Source organism: Alicyclobacillus shizuokensis NBRC 103103 (assembly GCF_001552255.1).
GTDB classification, from domain to species: Bacteria; Bacillota; Bacilli; order Alicyclobacillales; family Alicyclobacillaceae; genus Alicyclobacillus_G; species Alicyclobacillus_G shizuokensis.
The window spans coordinates 73,286-91,810 of the sequence record NZ_BCQV01000006.1; the positions used below are offsets into that span (position 1 = coordinate 73,286).

The window sequence follows — 18,525 nt, forward strand, 5'->3', positions numbered from 1 at the left end:
GCTGAAACCGCGGCGCCCTTCAAGTGTCCGGCTCCACCAGTTGCGCCAAGCGGGCGCGCACCGTGTCCAGGTCCAGACTATCCTTGATCACGCAGCCGAGCGTGCGCTGCACCCAGGCGGTGGTCCACTCGCCCCGCGCCGCTAGATACGCGCGCCCCCAGTCCAATGTCTCGGCCAGTCCAGGAGGCTTCTGCAGGTCCCACGTGCGCATCGCCTGCACCAACCGGACGATGGAGTCCCCAACGTCATCCGCCAAGTCAGGAACATGCAGCCTCAGCACCGCCCGTTCCTGCTCGTAGTCGGGCCAGTCAAAACTGTGGTACAGACAGCGTCGCCGCAGTGCGTCGCTGAGCAGCCGGGTGCGGTTGGAGGTGAGGATGACGACGGGCTCCACCACAGCCGCCACCGTCCTCCACTCCGGCACCGTGACTTGGAAGTCCGCCAAGAACTCCAGCAACAGGGCCTCGAATCCCTCATCCGCCCGGTCCACTTCATCTATCAACAACACGGCGCCGGTGCTCGACAGCAATGCTTTGACCAGTGGCCGCGGCAACAGGTAGGACTCGCTGAACACGTCGGCATCCCGGTGTCGCGTCAGGTCGGCGAGTTGCTTGTGGTAGTTCCAGTCATACAAGGCGTGCGCGGCGTCCAGTCCTTCGTAGCACTGAAGGCGCACCAGTTCGCGTCCCAGAGACTCTGCCAGCGCCGGCGCCAGCGACGTCTTGCCCACCCCCGCCGGTCCTTCCAGCAGCAGCGGTCGTTTGAGCGCGACCGCCAGTTCGACGATGGTGGCCAGTTCACTGCTGGCGATGTAGCCCGCACCCTGTAATCGCTCCTGCATCCCCGTCAGCAACAAATCATCCCTCCACCTCGCGACACCAAGCCAGTAACGGCCCACTCAGGCCAGCGAACGCTTGGCTTCCTTGACCACGCCGTTAAAAAACTGCCCAATCAGGAATTTGGCAACCCCAGCCAACACGCGCTGGCCCACACCGGCCACGGTACCCCCGACCTTGGCCTCTCCTTCGTACGCCACCTCAGATCCACCCGCCTCTGTGGCCGCCATGGAGACGGCGACATCGGCGTCCATAAACCCCATCGGACCCTCGCCATGAACCACAAGCCGGTACCGACTGCCCGGCTCCACGTCCAGAAGCTCAAGCGTTCCTTGATAAGACCCCTTGATGCCCGCTACCCCCACCTCCATCGTCGCCTCGTACAAGGAGTCGCTCTTCTTCTCCAGCGATTTCACGCCCGGCATCGCCCGGGAAATGACCTCTGGATCGACCAACAGTTCATAGGTCCGGATAGGATCTGTTGGAAACGCTTTGCTTCCAGCAATCTTCATCGCGATTCTCCTCTTCTCACAGGATTTGTCACGACTGTTAGATAACGCCGACTTGTGCAACAACTCTATCTACTTACTATTCTACATCTGGGACGTAAAACCCTGCTGATCACGATATGAGCCATCGCGGCATGGCATGCAGAACACGCAGGGCGAGCAGCGGGACGAATCCCCGAGTCAGCCCACACCTGCGCGGCTAGAAGTGGTTTTCCACAGCCTAGCCGACGGAATCCAGAGCCAACACAGCACGCCCCCGGCGAGACTGACGCAGGCGGTAAACCAGAACACGCCGGACAACCCCAGCAGGCCACCCAACCAACCGGAGACAAAAGGTCCGGCGCACATGCCGATGGAATAAATAGCCTGAAAGAATCCCATCGCCGTGGCCCGCATACTGGGACTGACCGAGCGAATGGACAAGCCCATCAAAATTGGAATCAGGAGCCCTTGCGCAAACCCATTGACTGCCTGCGTCAACATCAGCACCGGCAGATGATGCACAAGCGGCACACAAGCCGTCGCCAAAGCGGCAACCCAAAATCCGCCCAACAAGGTCAGGCGGTCGCCAATCCCCCGCGCCAGATACGCCCCGCCCACATACCCGGCGATGGCATTGGGCAGAGTGGTGACCAGCGTCAAGATCGACAGGTCCGCCTTGCTGGCACCCACCTGCACCGCCGCCAAACTCGTGAATCCGTACATCGTGGTGAATGTGACGCTCTGACCAAACACGGCGAGCAGCGAGACCGACAACAGAGGCCAACTGCGTCCCAAACGCAGCAATTCCCTGGTTGTCGCTGGACTTTGCGAGACCTGCGCCGTCTCCCGAATGCACAGAGCCAACAAAAGGCCCAGTGCGCCGCCGGCCGCTCCCACCCAGAACGGGGCGTGCCAGCCATAGTCCTCCGCCAAAAACCCGCCCAAGGTCGTCGCCGCCATCTGTCCTATGCTCGTGTAAAAGCTGATGAGTCCCATCGCGCGCTGGGCGTCCTCCGGCGCGAAGGAGCTGGCGAAAAAGACGGTAAACGCCACCCAACTGGCGGCCGCGACGCCCGCCAGGGCGCGCCATCCCAACGCCGACCAGGGTTCGTTGGTCAGGGCGAAGCCAAGACTCGAAACCGCCGAACAGGCGACCCCGGAGACGATGAACACCTTGCGCCGCCCCAGGCGGTCCGACCAAATTCCCAGCGGCACCCGCAGCAGCATCTGTGTAAACCCGTAACTTCCGATGACCACACCGACGAAGAAGTACGATCCACCGATAGCCCGAATGTACGGCGACAGAATCGGCACATATGTATACATCGAAAACCAATAGAGCATAGTGACCGCATAAAACAGCACGTGGGTCGTCCGTCCCCCGCGCCGCACACTCAACGACATCTGGACAACGCGCTCCTTTTGCTGCAGAATCTCGCTAGTGCCTAGCCTCTTACAGAACGACTCATACACCATGCTGAGAAAGGCCGGATACAAGATGAGCATGCGACCTGTGGCGCACACAGAGCCATGGTTATACCTCGCGTTTCGCGAAAACCCAGACGGAACAACCAACGCACAGCCGCTCGTCTTCACGCAACCCGAGGACATTATCACAGCTGCCACCGTGCCTGAAGTTCTGCCCGCCTTGGACCGCGTAAAGGCAGCCTGTGCAGCCGGCTATTATGCCGCCGGGTACATCGCTTATGAAGCGTCCCCCGCATTTGACCCTGCGCTGGCCACCCATCCACCGGTGGCCGGTCTCCCGCTGGTGTGGTTCGGGATTTTCCGCAATCCTACAAAATCGGAAACCGCCTCTTCCGCCGTATCCTTCGCGCCTCCCGTGACGGGCTGGCAGCCAAGGATTTCCCCTGGACCCCGTGTCACCGAATCCGCTCTCTCCTCGAACCCCTCATTCACACCCGGACCGTGGCTGCCCAATGTGTCGAAAGCGGATTACCAGAAGGCGATTCGCGCCATCAAGGAGGCCATAAGCAAGGGCGAAACCTATCAGGTCAATTATACCTTCCGCATGAAGTCCCAGATGCACACAACCCCATGGACATGGTTTACCCGCTGTGTGCAGGGGCCGACCCCGCCCTTTGCCGCCTGTCTGGACCTGGGGCGTTGGGGTATCGTGTCGCTGTCGCCGGAATTGTTCTTTCGCACCGACGGCCTCTATGTACTCACCCGCCCGATGAAAGGAACGCACAAGCGCGGTCGCTATCCCCGGGAAGACGAACAACACATCGCATGGCTCCGGACGTCGGAGAAAAACCGGGCCGAAAACGTGATGATTGTCGACCTGCTGCGCAACGACCTGGGCCGTATCGCCGAACCGGGGATGGTCCGCGTGGAGTCGCTGTTCGATGTGGAAGTCTATCCGACCGCTTTGCAGATGACCTCGACGATTTCCGCCCGCCTGCGCCAGGGATGCACGTGGCTCGACGCACTCGCCGCGCTGTTTCCTTGCGGATCGGTCACAGGAGCGCCCAAACCGCGGACGGCGCACATCATCACCAAGCTGGAGACAGAGCCGCGCGGCGTGTACTGCGGCGCCATTGGCTACGTGACACCCCAAGGACAAGCCATCTTCAGTGTGGCTATCCGTACCCTGCTGCTGGACCGATGGACCCACACCGCGGTCTACGGCACCGGCGGCGGAATCACCTGGGACTCTACCCCTGAAGGCGAATTCAGCGAGGCGCTGGTCAAAACGCAAGCGGCGCTCCAACCCGCTCCCGCCTTTGAATTGCTGGAAACCATGCGTTTGGAACATGGCCGCTGGCACCTGCTGGAGGAACACGTCGAACGCCTCTTGGATTCGGCCCGCTACTTTCAGTTTACCATCGACGAGCAAAACCTTCGCCGCACACTCGACCGGGTTGCGGCCGAGCATAGCGAGGGATGCTGGCGGGTGCGCCTGTTGGCCGCCTGCGACGGCCGCCTGACCGTCCACACCATGCGTCTTGCTGACGCCGAGACCGCCGAGAGCGCGGAGGCGAAGCCCATCCGGTTGGCCAAATCGCCCATCGACAGCAGCAATCCGTTTCTATTTCACAAGACCACCCACCGCGCGGTCTATGACTCCCATCGGGCCGCTGCGGGCGATGTGTTCGACGTCTTGTTGTGGAATGAGCGCAAGGAGGCCACCGAGTTCACCATCGGCAACCTGGTGGCCCAATACGACGGGCAGCTGTATACGCCGCCGTGCACCTGCGGACTCCTCAACGGCACGCTGCGTCGCCGGCTCATCCAAGAAGGCAAGCTGCAAGAGCGGCGTATCCACGTGGACGAGTTGGCGACCGCCGAGCGGCTGTGGCTCATCAACAGCGTCCGCGGTTTCGTACCGGTCACACTCGCGCCCGCGTCCAATCCGTAGGCGACCACCTGTGGAGGCGCCTTCGCGTGGGCCAGGAGGCCTTAAAACACCTTTTTCTCGCCCTCGTGGTCTTTGAGGATCTCCACCGCCTCGCGGAACCGTTGCGAGTGGATAACCTCGCGCTCGCGCAGGAACCGGAGGCTGTCCTGCAGATCGACGTCATCCGTCAGGTCAATCAGCCACTGATACGTGGCCCGCGCCTTCTCCTCGGCCGCGATGTCCTCGTACAGGTCGGCAATCGGATCGCCCTTGGCTTGAATGTAGGTGATGGTGAACGGATGTCCGGCTGCATTGTGATAGTACAAAGCGTAGCTGTGGTCTGCGTAGTGTTCACCCAAGCCTGCTTCCCGCAGCTGCTCGGGGGTGGCATCCTTGGTCAGTTTGTACACCATCGTTGCAATCATTTCCAGATGGGCAAACTCCTCCGTCCCGATATCGGTCAACAGACCAATCACCTTGTCGGGGATGGTGTATCGCTGGTTGAGGTAACGGAGGGCCGCCGCCAGCTCCCCGTCGGCGCCGCCGTACTGTTCAATCAGGTACTTGGCCAGGCGCGGGTCGCACTTGGACACCTTGACCGGGTACTGCAGTTTCTTTTCGTATATCCACACAGCAATATCCCCCCTTTTCGGCATCAGCACAATGATCGTCGCGGATCGTCGCGGGCGCGGCACGTGCGGCCGGCTGCACAGTCCCCAAAACGGCTATACCTGCCACGGCCACGGACTCTCCGCCCACGTCCAGCGCGCACCGACCGGGCTGTTGCCAAATTCGTGCAGCGGCCCGAACGCCTGCTCGAACTGCTGGGTGAGTCCCTGTTTACGGCGTTGATACTGATGGAATTCATGGAGCGCCTGAGTGTCGTCCGGATGGGTATCCAGATACAAGGTCAATTCCACGAGGACGAAATCGACCGCCTGCAACTCATACAGCAATCGGTAATACTCCTTCGGCATCGGATGGTGCGTCATGGATCGATCTCCTCCCGATGCGGCGGATTGTACCGGCTGTACAAATCCGGCCACAAGGTTCCTCTACGGAGCGCCTCATGCGGCGAGAATGTCCGCAGCCCCGGCGGTTGGAACGGCATGAACTGATTGGGAGGGACAATATATGCCTTGACACGCTTCGGGACGCAGGGGTCGAACGGGCTGCGGTAGGGACGATAAAAACGCCACTGCTTATCCATGTCACCGTCCTCCTCATCTCGGGTGGTCAGAGCCCACTATATGCAGGAAGGACGGGGCAGGAACCTATTGGACAAATGGGCGATGGCCCGCTTTTGCAGGGAGAAGAGGCCAGAAGAGGGAACGAGCCGCGTGGCGGCTGCCGGACGGTGCGCGATGGGCGCCGGAGCTTAAAAGTGCACCGACAACGCCACCACGACACCCACGACGCAGCCGCCCAACACCTCCGTGGGTTTGTGGCCCACGTGCTCGTTGAGGACGGGCCAGTCGATGAGCCACCAAGGAGTCTTCACGATATTCAGCCGCTGGATGGGGGCCGATTCGGGTTGCGCCGCTGCGTCCTCGCCGGGCTGAAACAGGTCCTTGCGCCCCTGCAGGTCGCGCAGCAGTTGGTTGAGAACGGCGGCATGACGTCCGGTCTGCCAGCGCACGCCGGCGGCGTCGTACATGACGATGAGGGCGACAAACATGGCGATGGCGAGAACGGGATCACTCCCTCCCTCGCGCAGCCACAACTCGGTCACCAACGCCACCACGAGCGCCGTGTGCGAGCTCGGCATCCCGCCCGACTGACGCATCAGCTTCCAATCCCAGCGACGCAGACGCAGCATCAGCAGCAGGGGTTTCAACACCTGGGCCACCAGCATCGCCAACAGAGGGGTCACCCACATGTCGTACGCGCCGCCCATCATATCCCCATCCCTTGAAAATTTGCCGTATTTGCTGCCATCAATCCCCTAGCACGCCTTTCCGATTCACTGATAAGATACAGGTAGACGACTGGCGTTTCCAAACTCCCTGTAAAGGAAGAGGACTGTGCACTTTATCGAACATCTGATGCAGGTTTACGGATATTGGGGCATCTGCGGCGCTCTGGCGCTCGAATACCTGTTTGTTCCAGTTCCAGGAGAAACCACTTTGACCGCCTCCGGCGTCCTCGCGCAGCACGCAAACGGTCAGATCAGCCTGTTCTGGCTAATCGTCGCGGCCACCTGCGGGACCTATGCCGGATCGATGGTGGCTTATCTCCTCGGTCGGGCGCTCGGCCGCCCCTTTCTCCTGCGGTACGGCCGCTACGTGCGCCTGACCCCAGACAAACTGGCCCAGGCGGACGCCATCTTTGCCAAGTATACTGTACCGACCCTGGTCATTTCACGATACATCGCGTTCGTCCGCATCTTTGTCCCGTACATCGCCGGCATCAACCGCATCCGACTGGCGGTGTACGCCCCGGTCATGTTCATCGCCTCCGCACTATGGACGACGCCGTTCATCCTCGCCGGTTCTCTGATTGAACGCATGGTGCACGCCGTGCTCGCGGATTGGCAAAAATACCTCCTGCCGGCCGTCCTCATCGCCGCCGCGTTGGCGGCTGCGTACTGGTGGTTCCACCGCTGGCTGAAGCGAAAGATGGACACCGTCACCAAATCAGTCGGTGCGCATAGCGAAAATCAGCGCTCCGTCGGGGGCTCCAACTGACCTATCGCGGCCGGGTCATCTCGTACAGGAGTATGGCGCCGGCCGCGGCCGCGTTCAGGCTCTCCGCGTGGCCGGTCATCGGAATGCGAATCTCCCGGTCGGCAGCCTGGACCACTTCCTGCGATACCCCGCGCGCCTCGCTGCCGATGATCATCAATGTCGGCGGTTCGTAGCTCTGCGTGTGGCATGCAACCGATCCGCCCGTGCCCGCGGCCAGCACCTGGCCCTGTGGCCACTGCTGACGCCACTGGCGGACGAAATCAAGGGCCGGCAGCTGGGAAATCGCGAGCCGGAACAGCGCCCCCATGGCGGCCCGCACCACCTTGGGCGCGTACGGATCGGCCGTGCCCTTGGCGCAGCACACGTGCGGGATGCCAAACGCTTCGGCGGTGCGCAGCAAGGTGCCGACATTGCCTGGGTCCTGGATGCCATCCAGCACCACACACCGCGCCGGAAGCTGAGTGAGTGGGGGCTCCGGCAGGCGAACCACCGTGATCACCCCTTGTGGCGTGACGGTGTCGGATACGCCGGCAAACGCCTGCGGAGACAACTCCACCAGCGCAATGCGGCGCGCCTGAAGCTGTTCCCGCACGGACGCCGACAATTCGTCGCGCCCCACGTCCCACAGTACGGCCAGAATGTCCGCGTCGGCGGCCAGCGCTTCGTCCAACTGCCGTGGTCCTTCGGCCAGAAACGCCTGCTGTTGCAGCCGGCCCCGCCGCGTCTTGAGTTTTGCCCAGGCGCGCACCCTGTCATTGGCAGGCGACTCGATGTACATAACTCGTCCCTCCCAGGACCGAAGCCTCGCCGTGGCCGCGGTCACGAAAAACCCGGCGGATTCCGCCGGGATGGTTCTCCATGTTTATGCAATTTTATTTTAGGCCTCCAGCTTCGACTTGGCCACGTTGGCCAACTCGGCGAACGCTTGCTTGTCCGTCACCGCCAAATCGGCGAGCATCTTGCGGTTGACCTGAACACCTGCCAGTTTGAGACCGTGAACGAATTTGTTGTAGGACAAACCGTTGACGCGGGCCGCCGCGTTGATGCGCTGAATCCACAGGCGACGGAAGTCCCGCTTGCGGTTGCGGCGATCCCGATAGGCGTACTGCAAGGACTTCCACACCTGCTGCTTCGCCGTGCGGAACAACCGGTGCTTGGAACCGCGGTACCCGCGAGCCAGTTTCAGGATCTTTTTATGTTTGCGGTGTGTCACCATACCGCCTTTTACGCGTGCCATAAATCCTGTTCCTCCTTACGTGATAGGTCCTGGTGCCACTGCGAGCCTTACCGGGCCAGCATCTGCTTGATGCGACGCAGATCGCTGGTCGACACCAGCGTCGTCCCACGCAACCGCCGCTTGCGCGCCGGCGCCTTCTTGACCGCCTTGTGGTAGGCAAAGGCGTGCGGCCGCTTCAGCTTACCAGAAGCCGTCCTCTTGATGCGTTTGGCAGTGCCCCTATGGGTCTTCATCTTCGGCATGTCAACGTCCTCCATTCCATCGTTGTACGTCCCGTCCTTGTCCGCCTGGAGCGCAAGTCACGAAGACGGCTGCTTGGGGGCCAGAATCATGATCATCTGGCGGCCTTCCAGCTTCGGCATCCGCTCGACAATCGCATCTTCCGAGACGCTCGTCGCCAGTTTCATCAGCAACTGCTGCCCCAACTGCGAGTGCGTGATCTGGCGCCCGCGAAAGCGTACAGACACCTTGACCTTGTCCCCCTCCTTGAGGAACTTGACGACATTCTTCAGTTTGACGTGGAAGTCGTGTTCCTCAATGTTGGGGGTCATGCGGACTTCCTTGAGCGTGACGATCTTCTGATTCCGCCGCGCCTCTTTTTCCTTCTTGCTCTGCTCGTACTTGAACTTGCCGTAGTCCATGATGCGGCAAACCGGCGGTTTGGCTGTCGGCGCAACGGCCACCAAATCGAGTTCCTTCTCCTCGGCGATGCGCCGGGCCTCACGAATCCCCATGATGCCAAGCTGGGTCCCATCGACGTCGATGACACGGACCTCCCGGGCCCGAATCCCGTCGTTGACCAGATATCCGTCTTTGCTAATAAGATTTCACCTCCAAGATTCACCGTCTCTGTGACGGCACCGCCCGTAAGCGGCTGTGGCTGCCTTCCGGCGTCCCCGAAACCAATCGAAAAGGCGCGGGATAATCCGCGCCTCTTGCCTTCCTTGGCCGTTCTCCAACGGCTGCCACACTTCACAGCCTACAACTGCAATCGTGCTGAGCAGCAGCGAATGAACGTTCCTTGTCGGTAACCCGTCGGCATGTGCCCACCAGGTGAGAAGCGGGAAGCTCCTTCTTTCCGTCATCTTCACTTGTCAATTTCACTTGTCAAACGAGCAGATTCATTCTAGCGGACCGTCGCTGCACTGTCAACCTTCCACCAGCAACCGCTTCTCGGCAACTTCCTCGCTAAGCCGGGCGGCGAAGGCAGACAACGACATGCTGCCCACGTCTCCTTGACCATAGCGGCGCACACTGACCGTGGCGCTGGCTTGCTCCTTCTCGCCCACAACCAGCGTGTACGGCGTCTTTTGCACCTGTGCCTCGCGGATTTTATAGCCAATCTTCTCCGGCCGCGCGTCCACATGGACCCGGAATCCCTGCGCTCGGAGCGTGTCGGCCGTCGCGTTGGCGTAGCCGGAAAACTCTTCCGCCACCGTGGCAATTCGCACCTGCACCGGCGCCAACCAAGCCGGAAACGCACCCTTGTACTGCTCCAGCAGGAAGGCGACAAAGCGCTCCATCGTGCCGACAATGCCGCGGTGAATGACGACGGGGCGGTGCGGCTTGCCGTCCTCGCCGATGTATTCCAGGTCAAACCGATTGGGCAGGTGAAAATCCAGCTGCACAGTGGAGAGCGTCTCGTCCTTGCCGAGCGCCGTGCGCACCTGCACGTCCAGCTTCGGTCCGTAAAAAGCGGCCTCGCCCGGCGCTTCGACGTATGCCAAGCCCATCTCGTCCATCGCTTCCCGCAGCATCCGCTCCGCCAGTTCCCACATCTCGTCGTTTTGCACGTATTTCTCGGTATCGGACGGATCGCGATAGGATAGGCGGTGGTAGTACTCGGTAATGCCGAAGTCTTGGTACACCCGTTCAATCAACCGTACCACGCGCGAGAACTCCTGCTTCAGCTGGTCGGGCCGCAGGAAGATGTGCGCGTCGTTGAGCGTCATCGCTCGCACTCGTTGCAACCCGGCCAAAGCGCCCGACATCTCGTACCGGTGCATTGTGCCCAGTTCCGCGATGCGCAGCGGCAAGTCCCGATAGCTGTGCATCTGCGATTTATAGATCATCATGTGGTGCGGGCAGTTCATCGGGCGCAGCACCAGTTCCTCGTTGTCCATCTGCATCGGCGGATACATGTCGTCATGGTAATGCTGCCAGTGCCCGGAAATCTTGTACAGCTCCACGCTGGCCAAGTGCGGCGTGTAGACATGCTGGTAGCCGAGGCTCTCCTCCAGGTCGACAATGTAGCGCTCTATGATGCGGCGGACGGTGGCCCCGTTGGGCAGCCACAGCGGCAGGCCCTGACCGACCTCCTTGGACAGCATGAAGATGCCCAGGTCCTTACCCAATTTGCGGTGATCTCGCTGCTTGGCCTCCTCCAGGCGCTGGAGGTAATCCTCCAGCTCCGACTTTTTGGCAAATGCCACCGCGTACAGGCGGGTCAATTGCTCGCGGCTGGAGTCCCCGCGCCAGTAGGCGCCCGCGATGGACATCAATTTGAACGACTGAATGCGGCCCGTCGAAGGCAGGTGCGGCCCCCGGCACAGATCGACAAACTCACCTTGGCGATACAGGGTCAGGGTTTCACCTTCGGGCAGGTCCTCGATGATCTCGACCTTAAACCGATCCCCCCGCTCCCGAAACATCCGCAACGCTTCCTCGCGGCTGACCACTTCGCGCACGACGGGGTAGTCGGCCTTGATGATGCGCTGCATCTCCCGCTCAATTTCCGGAAACTGTTCCGGGGTGAAAACGTGATCGGCAAAGTCGTAGTAGAACCCGTTTTCAATCACTGGACCGATGGCAAATTTGACCCAAGGATAGAGCCTTGAGACAGCCTGTGCCATGACATGTGCGCAGGTGTGGCGCATGACATCCACACCCTCCGGGGTATCCAAGGTTAGAATCTCCAACTCCACATCGCTCTCGAGTTCACGACTGAGGTCGAGAACGCGCCCGTCCACCTTGGCGGCGACCGCTGCGCGCCCCAGCCGCGGTCCGATATCCGACGCAATCTCCGCAAAGGTGGTTTTGGCCGGGTAACGCCGGACCGATCCGTCCTTCAATCGCACTGCATACTGCGCCAATCTCATCGCCTCCCGTCACAACTGCCCCTGTCTGCGGCGCCGCGCCTGGAAAACCCCATAAAAAAACGCCCCCGCCTTGATGTCTGTGCATCAGGACGAGAACGTTGTTCCCGTGGTTCCACCCAACTTCGGCCCGGACCCTGGACAGGCGTCCGAAGCCCTCGTTCGCGGATAACGTGCGCCCCGGGCACCGTTTCGGCCGCTTGCCTCCCCGGCGCCTGCATGGAAGGTGGTATCCGTCCGGAGTCCCGCGGGCGCGCTCTCAGCCGCTGGCGCCGCCTCTCTGCTGCGCGTACCCTCCGTCGGCATGTCCTTCGTCATCGCATTTCGGAAAGTAAATTTGTTGTTCATTATAGCCGCTTGTGATCACAAGTCAACCCAAGCCTCCGCACTGACGCGGATTTTGCCTCATTTTTGCCACAATGAAAGCGATTCCGTTCTGTTTCGGTTACATCGGCGCAATTTCGCCGTTCTCCCTCAGGCGGCGACAGGTCGGACAATCTCCGCACCGTAACGAGCGTTCCAAGAACACCCGTTCGACCGTCTCGGCAAAACTCGGCCACGGCGCCCGTGTGCTGAGGTCGTGGATGACGATTTGCTCGGGTGACCGCGTGATGAGAATGCTCATGGCCAGATCCTCCCCGTTCACATCCTCGCCCGGACACGCCTGGGCCGCAGCCGAAGACACCTCTTGATCACGAACCAGTTGGCCGTCGTCATCGCATATCCACACCCGCTCGTCGGCGCAAAACACGTGCAGGCGCTGCCGCGATGGCTGCTGCACGTCCAATATGTAGCGCAACATGGCGACAAATTCTTCGTATTCTTGATCCGTCAAAACCTGCTCGACCATCTCCTCCATGGCCGTCTGCAGGACCTGCAGATACCGACGACCGCGAAAGCGGACAAGTCCTTCCACGTGCAGGACCTCGCCCGCCACAAGCTCTGCCAATGATGCCCGCAACTGGCTGGCAAATTGCTCGGACGGGAGAGAGAATTGACCTGCCGCAGCGAATTTATGGTCGGCCAGGATTTGGGGTCCGCGTAAGCGATGCACGGTCAACAGACTGATATACTCCCGCTGCTCCTCGGTCAACTCTGGGTGTGTCAAGGACAACCGATGTTGAATATATTCGTATTGCCAGTCCGATAGGATAAAGGCGTGCAGCACCGACAACAGCTGCTCCTCGCCACCCGAAACCACCAACCACGTATCATCCAGGCGCTGGACACCGCAGCCAGCGTCGCTCAATCGCCTGGACAATGCCGGTAGCGCGAGTTTCACTTGAATCCGTACGCTCCGCATGCGGACATCCGCCTTTCTGGTTCACCCTCATTGACCAGTATGAAAAAAGCGGCCGGCGCCTATACCTGACTGCCAGGGGATGCGTGCATGGCCCTTTGCTGAATGCTTTTGTCGGTATCGAAACAGCTGTCAGTCTGGGGTTTCCTGAGTGACAGCTCACGTCCGCGTCGTTCCTCCCACCGTATGCCATGGGGGAACATGGAGTCACGGTACCCGCCCCACCTACGAGCCGAGAAGCACGAGTGCGCGGCCACCGGGCGCGCCCGTTCCCGGATGGGTCCGCCCACCGCTGAACCCAAGGTGTTTGCAACGGATCTTCTGAGAATGGAAGGATGGCCACAGTCATACGCAAATACGCCAAAAAACACTAGAAAGGCACCTGCATTGCGCAGATGCCTTCCCATGCGTATGTGGTGCGGCTGACAGGAATCGAACCTGTGGCCCCCACCGTGTCAAGGTGGTGCTCTCCCTCTGAGCTACAGCCGCGTGCAACGGACAGGTAGTAATATAGCACGGCTGCACGACGGCTGTCAATGCGTCGGTGGTGGCCACACGGTCACGGGCTACAACGGCCGGGGCATGGCTCATGGTTCACCCGGACGCGCGTGCATGCATGGCTTACGATTCCGCATGCAAGGCCTGCAGCCGTCCCCACAATTGTGGGGCTCGTTTGGCCACATTCACGGCGCGCCCGCTCGCGTCCACATAGGCGTGTTCAGTCGAACCCTCGGCGCAAAGAACCCCCTCTGCGTTCCAAACCTGATACTCAAACTTCATACGCGTGCGCGTCAATGTCACCAGGCGCGCATCTACACGCACCTGGTCTTCAGCGCGCAGTGTTTTTCGGTAGCGGCACTCCACTCCGAGGACAACCACAACAAGGCCTTGATCATGAAACGCCTCCATATAGCCGACGCCATGGTGGCGAAGCCAGTGCATACGCGCCACCGAAAACCAGTCGATATATGCCGGGTGATACACAATGCCGGCCGGATCGCATTCACCCCAACGGACCTCCAACTCTGTACTGACCGTGCTGCTCACAGCCCGTCCCCCCTTGTCTCCATCAACCCTTAAGTATACCGCAAGCGACCTCAATTCCCATGACCTGAGGCGCTGCAGCACCGCACCATGCGGAGACGCCTGAATGAAGACAACAGGGGGATTCTGGATGTTCAGTGGCCATCGAACTACCGTTCTTAGTCGTTTTCTCTTTTCATTCGCAGTGCTGTCTCGTATAATCGCAACTGGATCGCTTCTCAAAGGAGGCGCTGACCGGTGTTCCGCACCATGATGAAGTCGAAGATCCATCGAGCAACTATCACGGAAGCCAATCTGAACTATGTCGGCAGCATAACGATTGATCGTCAACTGGCCGAACAGGCGGATCTGCTGGAAAACGAAAAGGTGCAGGTGGTCAACATCAACAATGGGGCCCGTCTGGACACTTATGTCATCTATGGCCGGGAGGGCAGTGGCTGCATCGAACTGAACGGCGCCGCGGCTCGCCTCGGGCAGAAGGGCGACTTGGTCATCATCATCTCGTATGGGGTGTACAGCGAACAGGAAGTCAAGGCGCACCAACCCACGGTAATCTTGGTGGATGAGCACAACCGTCCCCTACGCAAACTCACGGAGAGAGCCGGCCAGACGGTGGAATCCGTGTGAAGCGAGGCTTGGTTGACTTCAGTCAAGCCGACCTGATACACTCTGATTGAATTTTCGTGAGCCGGGATGGCGGAATCGGCAGACGCAGCAGACTTAAAATCTGCCGGGCCACAAGCCCGTGCGGGTTCGAGTCCCGCTCTCGGCACCAGTCATGACGCGGCTTTCCGGGCTTTCCGGGGAGCCACTTTTTCTCATGTCGCGAGGCGAACTTCTAACAAACCGCTAATCTTCAAACCGCCAACCTTCGTGCCTCGAAATAAATCCCACAAAAACGCCCCTCCCATCATTGGGTGGGGCGAGCATCTTTTTGATCAAGGCATCGATATGTCAAGGGTCCTGATATATTTCGATCCAGATAGGTCAAACCGAACGCCGCCGATGGTTGTCGTGAATAATGACTTGCCTTTGCCAACGTGCGCAACATGGTCCTTTACCCACTTGGATGCCTTGGATTGTTGCGCGACGTCCTATGGCCCGGCACAATACGAGAGGAATCCGCTGCTAACGGCATCGATGACGGACTGCGAGTCAATTCCGGCTTCGGATGATGCCGGCAGAGTGATTTCGGAGACTTGAGTATATATTGAGTATATGATATAGTATATTGCTGTACTTCCCGACGTGTAGGCGATTTCAAAAACATATGCGGGGAAGGCATGAGGGATTCTACCTATGACCTACCTATCGAGTCTTATCAAGACAGCGATGCATTCCATGCTGACGCGTCGATATTTACTTGTCACCTTGATGATATCACTTAGCGTACTGGTCGCCATCTATTGTATTGCGCTTCAAGTCGTCTATTCATCCGTCGAACAGCAAATCGAATACCGGGACAATTTAATGTCTGAGACGTTAAGTCGTGTGCTTACCCTTAAGATTGAAAACATTATTAGCGATCTGAAATTGTTATCGGGATATGGGTTGTCCACTTCGGACGACCAGCGTGAATTTTATATCGAGCAGATGCAAAAAGATGTAGTAGACGTTCCTCTATACACGTCCATTCAACTATTTGATAAACATGGACACGTCATATTGAATGCTCCGTTTACATCCAAAAGACGTTACATTCCGTTTCCGAATATCAACTACCGATTGAGCTGGAGCAAGACCTATTTTATTTCTCAACTTCTCCGGTTACCAGATGGTTCGTACACGATTGCTGTAGCCTATCCGACGATCAGTTCCAATGGGTCGTATGAGGGAGGAGCAATCGCCTACATCAATCTCAATGTCCTATCTCAGGAATTGGATGATTACACAATTGGCGCCCAAGGCGAGAATTTAGTCGTCGACGGCAATGGCCGTATCATAGCGGATAGCAGCTCAAAGGAAATGGCTGCATCCATCTCCCAAACTGACATTGGTCAAAACCTGGCGAAGTATCGGTATGGAATCATCCGAACGGATCTCTTTCATAATAAGGTTGTTGCCACATACCGGCCACTTGACGTTGCCGATTTTGGGCTCATTGTCTCCGAACCGGTTGTGCAAGCCACAGCTCCGGTCGCTCATGTCGCCAAATTACTCAGTGAAGGATTCATCATCATTTTATTGCTGGCCTCCGTTTTGACCGTCGTCGGAACCACCCGTGTTGTCAAGCCCATTCTGGACTTAACTCGGCAGGCAGATGAATACAGAAAGAATCAATTATATTCGTTTTCTCGCATCAAAACGGGCGATGAGCTTGAAACCTTATCCATCACACTCGAAAATATGGCCTCGAGTCTGACTCGAAAGGAACGAAGATTGTTTCACATCCTGGAGTCCATCCCGTACGCCATTATTACTACCGATCCATCCGGGACAGTATGGTCTTTCAATCGCGCGGCCGAGGACTTAACTCTCTTCTCAAGAACAGAAATAATCGGAAAAAATGTTGTTCATATTCCATTTAGTGAGAACCTGATAGAAACCGTAATCTGGAAAACACTGGCCGAAGGGAACCAGTTTGATGAGAAAGATACCTACATTCTGGACAAGGACGGTAACAAGCGAGAAGTTGTTGTTCACTCGTCAGTATTCCGTGGACTAGACAACGAAGTTGGCGTGATTCTCATCATGCGTGACGTCAGTGAATTTAGACGGCTACAGCGGTACTTAAAACAAAATGAACGGTTGGCTTCGCTTGGACGACTTACAGCGAGTATTGCACATGAAATTAAGAACCCCCTGAGCATCATCCAGGCCGCTGCCGAGGCCATTCAGTTGGAAATTGCAGACTCCCAGCTCGAAGTGTCCGAACTTGCAGCGGATATCCTGGAAACGTCCAATCGAATGAATCTCCTGTTAGGAGACTTTCTTGCTCTATCTCGAGACGGAGAAACAGAGCCTAGAGAAAGCATCAATCTGACCAGTGTGTTGGACGACTTAATCATGCTACTGAGAAACACGCTAAAGCAACACAACATTACGCTGAGCCGGCAATACCCTGTTCGTGCGCCCATCATTCAAGCGGTGAAGAACCGGATCATTCAGTCCTTCTTGAACATCCTCATGAACAGTATTGAAGCCATGCCGAAGGGAGGTGAGATTCAAATCCTCATTGCTGAGCAAAGTCAGTCATGGATGATAGAAATCAAGGATACTGGAGATGGCATCCCGGCCGCTCAACTCCCCTGGATCTTTGATCCGTTTTATTCTACGAAAAGCAACGGAACCGGGCTAGGTCTTTCCATTTCGAACGAAATCATCAATCAACATGGCGGAAGTATGTGGGCTAATAGCACAGAAGGAAAGGGGACAACGATCTTTATCCAACTGCCTAAGAATTATGAAGGAGTGACGCAAGATGAAAACGCTTTTGCTCATTGATGATGAGGTTAAACTCACCAAAATTCTCGGATCCATGTTATCGAAGCGTGGATACCCTGTGGTGATGGCATCGAACGGGCAAGAGGCACGTCATGCTTTGCAGCATGTGGATATCGACATCATTCTATTAGACATGATGTTACCGGATACAAGCGGCTTGGAACTGCTTTCCGAATGCAAAGGCCTATATCCGGACAAGCTTATCATTGTTGTCACCGCTTTTGGCAACATTGAGAACGCTGTACAGGCCATGAAACTGGGAGCCTTTGATTACATTACAAAACCAGTAAAGTTTGAGGAACTGGAGATCGTTCTTAGAAAAGCTTCAGACTGGATCGACCTTAAAAAGGAGAACAGCGAATTACGAACAAAAGTCCATAAATCTCTGGTCAATCAGTTACCTTCTGTAAATCCCAAAATGAAATCCGTTTGCGAATTGGTTGGCCGCGTTGCCAAAACCGATGCGACGGTCCTTTTGCAGGGAGAAAGTGGTACAGGCAAGAGTATGATTGCTCGACTGATCCACGACGAAAGTGATCGTAGAGATAAACCGTTCATCTACGTGAATTGCGCAGCCATCCCCGCAAACTTATTGGAAAGCGAGCTGTTCGGCTTTGAGAAAGGAGCCTTTACCGGCGCCACTCAATCGAAAGCAGGTAAATTTGAAGCGGCAAACGGCGGGAGCATTTTTCTCGATGAGATCGCTGAACTTCCATTACCGCTTCAGTCCAAGCTCCTCCAAGTCACCCAAGACAAAACCTTTACGCGTATTGGAAGCAATCAAAAACGCTCGGTCGATGTTCGTATCATCACTGCAACAAACAAGAGCCTCAAAGAAATGGTGCAACTTCGAGAATTCCGGGAAGACCTCTACTACCGGTTGAACGTTGTCACCATCTCCATTCCCCCGTTGCGGGAGCGCAAGGATGATATTCCCGTCTTAATAGAACATTTTTTGCACAGACATCGCGTGAAGCGAAATCGTAATTACATCATATCCCCACAAATCGTAAACGTGTTGCTTCAACCC

At 57.8% G+C, this 18,525-nt stretch carries 19 protein-coding genes and 2 tRNA genes; 6 read left to right on the top strand and 15 right to left on the bottom strand.

What is annotated here, in order from left to right; genetic code table 11:
- Nucleotides 1–19: 19 nt before the first annotated feature.
- The 3 genes from ASH01S_RS03340 to ASH01S_RS03350 all read right to left on the bottom strand — a co-directional run bounded on the left by ASH01S_RS03340 (nt 20) and on the right by ASH01S_RS03350 (nt 2,731).
- The gene (locus ASH01S_RS03340; RefSeq protein ID WP_245628913.1) at nt 20–853 is read right to left on the bottom strand and encodes an AAA family ATPase; all 834 of its coding nucleotides are present in this window, start codon (nt 851–853) and stop codon (nt 20–22) included.
- Between the two features lie 45 nt (nt 854–898).
- Nucleotides 899–1,348 carry an SRPBCC family protein gene (locus ASH01S_RS03345; protein ID WP_067923428.1) on the bottom strand — a complete coding sequence of 150 codons (450 nt, stop codon included), beginning with the start codon at nt 1,346–1,348 and terminating at the stop codon, nt 899–901.
- A gap of 177 nt (nt 1,349–1,525) precedes the next feature.
- Complete coding sequence (locus ASH01S_RS03350; RefSeq protein WP_169794175.1) at nt 1,526–2,731, bottom strand: MFS transporter; 1,206 nt, start codon at nt 2,729–2,731, stop codon at nt 1,526–1,528.
- 109 nt (nt 2,732–2,840) lie between these two features.
- Here ASH01S_RS03350 and pabB point away from each other — a divergent pair, with 109 nt between their 5' ends.
- Complete coding sequence (gene pabB, locus ASH01S_RS03355) at nt 2,841–4,709, top strand: aminodeoxychorismate synthase component I (RefSeq protein ID WP_217996293.1); 1,869 nt, start codon at nt 2,841–2,843, stop codon at nt 4,707–4,709.
- A gap of 41 nt (nt 4,710–4,750) precedes the next feature.
- Here the strand turns inward: pabB and ASH01S_RS03360 are convergent, their stop codons facing one another.
- From ASH01S_RS03360 to ASH01S_RS03375, 4 genes are all read right to left on the bottom strand, one after another.
- Nucleotides 4,751–5,320, bottom strand: coding sequence for a manganese catalase family protein (locus ASH01S_RS03360; protein WP_067923437.1), 570 nt, complete (start codon nt 5,318–5,320; stop codon nt 4,751–4,753).
- 93 nt (nt 5,321–5,413) lie between these two features.
- A complete protein-coding gene (locus ASH01S_RS03365; RefSeq protein ID WP_083516797.1) occupies nt 5,414–5,680 on the bottom strand; it encodes a spore coat protein CotJB in 267 nt (88 codons plus the stop codon).
- Nucleotides 5,677–5,898 (bottom strand): spore coat associated protein CotJA, encoded by a 222-nt coding sequence (locus ASH01S_RS03370; protein ID WP_067923440.1) that lies wholly within the window; start codon nt 5,896–5,898, stop codon nt 5,677–5,679. Before ASH01S_RS03370 ends, ASH01S_RS03365 begins: the two co-directional genes overlap by 4 nt.
- Nucleotides 5,899–6,066: 168 nt before the next feature.
- A complete protein-coding gene (locus tag ASH01S_RS03375; RefSeq protein ID WP_245628914.1) occupies nt 6,067–6,585 on the bottom strand; it encodes a divergent PAP2 family protein in 519 nt (172 codons plus the stop codon).
- Between the two features lie 127 nt (nt 6,586–6,712).
- Here ASH01S_RS03375 and ASH01S_RS03380 point away from each other — a divergent pair, with 127 nt between their 5' ends.
- Nucleotides 6,713–7,375 carry a DedA family protein gene (locus tag ASH01S_RS03380; RefSeq protein ID WP_067923445.1) on the top strand — a complete coding sequence of 221 codons (663 nt, stop codon included), beginning with the start codon at nt 6,713–6,715 and terminating at the stop codon, nt 7,373–7,375.
- Nucleotide 7,376: 1 nt separating this feature from the next.
- On the opposite strand, the gene ASH01S_RS03385 is transcribed toward ASH01S_RS03380, so the two are convergent.
- The 8 genes from ASH01S_RS03385 to ASH01S_RS19180 all read right to left on the bottom strand — a co-directional run bounded on the left by ASH01S_RS03385 (nt 7,377) and on the right by ASH01S_RS19180 (nt 14,054).
- On the bottom strand, nt 7,377–8,153 hold the full coding sequence (locus ASH01S_RS03385) for a TrmH family RNA methyltransferase (RefSeq protein ID WP_067923448.1): 777 nt from the start codon (nt 8,151–8,153) through the stop codon (nt 7,377–7,379).
- A gap of 99 nt (nt 8,154–8,252) precedes the next feature.
- Nucleotides 8,253–8,612: a 50S ribosomal protein L20 gene (gene rplT / locus ASH01S_RS03390; protein ID WP_067923451.1), complete on the bottom strand. Its 360-nt coding sequence runs from the start codon at nt 8,610–8,612 to the stop codon at nt 8,253–8,255.
- A 47-nt stretch (nt 8,613–8,659) separates the two neighbouring features.
- Entirely contained in the window at nt 8,660–8,854 is a 195-nt protein-coding gene (gene rpmI, locus ASH01S_RS03395; protein WP_067923454.1) for a 50S ribosomal protein L35, read from the bottom strand.
- 57 nt (nt 8,855–8,911) lie between these two features.
- A complete protein-coding gene (infC, locus tag ASH01S_RS03400) occupies nt 8,912–9,415 on the bottom strand; it encodes a translation initiation factor IF-3 (RefSeq protein WP_067923457.1) in 504 nt (167 codons plus the stop codon).
- 345 nt (nt 9,416–9,760) lie between these two features.
- Nucleotides 9,761–11,704, bottom strand: a complete 1,944-nt coding sequence (gene thrS, locus ASH01S_RS03405) for a threonine--tRNA ligase (RefSeq protein WP_245628915.1) — start codon at nt 11,702–11,704, stop codon at nt 9,761–9,763.
- A gap of 448 nt (nt 11,705–12,152) precedes the next feature.
- Nucleotides 12,153–13,010, bottom strand: coding sequence for a sporulation protein YtxC (gene ytxC / locus ASH01S_RS03410; protein WP_067923463.1), 858 nt, complete (start codon nt 13,008–13,010; stop codon nt 12,153–12,155).
- A gap of 411 nt (nt 13,011–13,421) precedes the next feature.
- Nucleotides 13,422–13,496: transfer RNA gene (locus tag ASH01S_RS03415), tRNA-Val, on the bottom strand.
- Nucleotides 13,497–13,628: 132 nt separating this feature from the next.
- Nucleotides 13,629–14,054 carry an acyl-CoA thioesterase gene (locus ASH01S_RS19180; RefSeq protein ID WP_067923469.1) on the bottom strand — a complete coding sequence of 142 codons (426 nt, stop codon included), beginning with the start codon at nt 14,052–14,054 and terminating at the stop codon, nt 13,629–13,631.
- Nucleotides 14,055–14,288: 234 nt separating this feature from the next.
- Here ASH01S_RS19180 and panD point away from each other — a divergent pair, with 234 nt between their 5' ends.
- The 4 genes from panD to ASH01S_RS19460 form a co-directional block, all read left to right on the top strand.
- Nucleotides 14,289–14,678 (top strand): aspartate 1-decarboxylase, encoded by a 390-nt coding sequence (gene panD, locus ASH01S_RS03425; RefSeq protein WP_067923473.1) that lies wholly within the window; start codon nt 14,289–14,291, stop codon nt 14,676–14,678.
- 60 nt (nt 14,679–14,738) lie between these two features.
- Nucleotides 14,739–14,826 (top strand) — tRNA-Leu (locus ASH01S_RS03430).
- A 524-nt stretch (nt 14,827–15,350) separates the two neighbouring features.
- Nucleotides 15,351–17,495 carry a sensor histidine kinase gene (locus ASH01S_RS03435; RefSeq protein WP_067923476.1) on the top strand — a complete coding sequence of 715 codons (2,145 nt, stop codon included), beginning with the start codon at nt 15,351–15,353 and terminating at the stop codon, nt 17,493–17,495.
- Nucleotides 17,473–18,525, top strand: a 1,053-nt coding sequence (locus tag ASH01S_RS19460; protein ID WP_067923480.1) for a sigma-54-dependent transcriptional regulator, incomplete at its 3' end; no start/stop codon positions are given. The genes ASH01S_RS03435 and ASH01S_RS19460, both read left to right, overlap by 23 nt.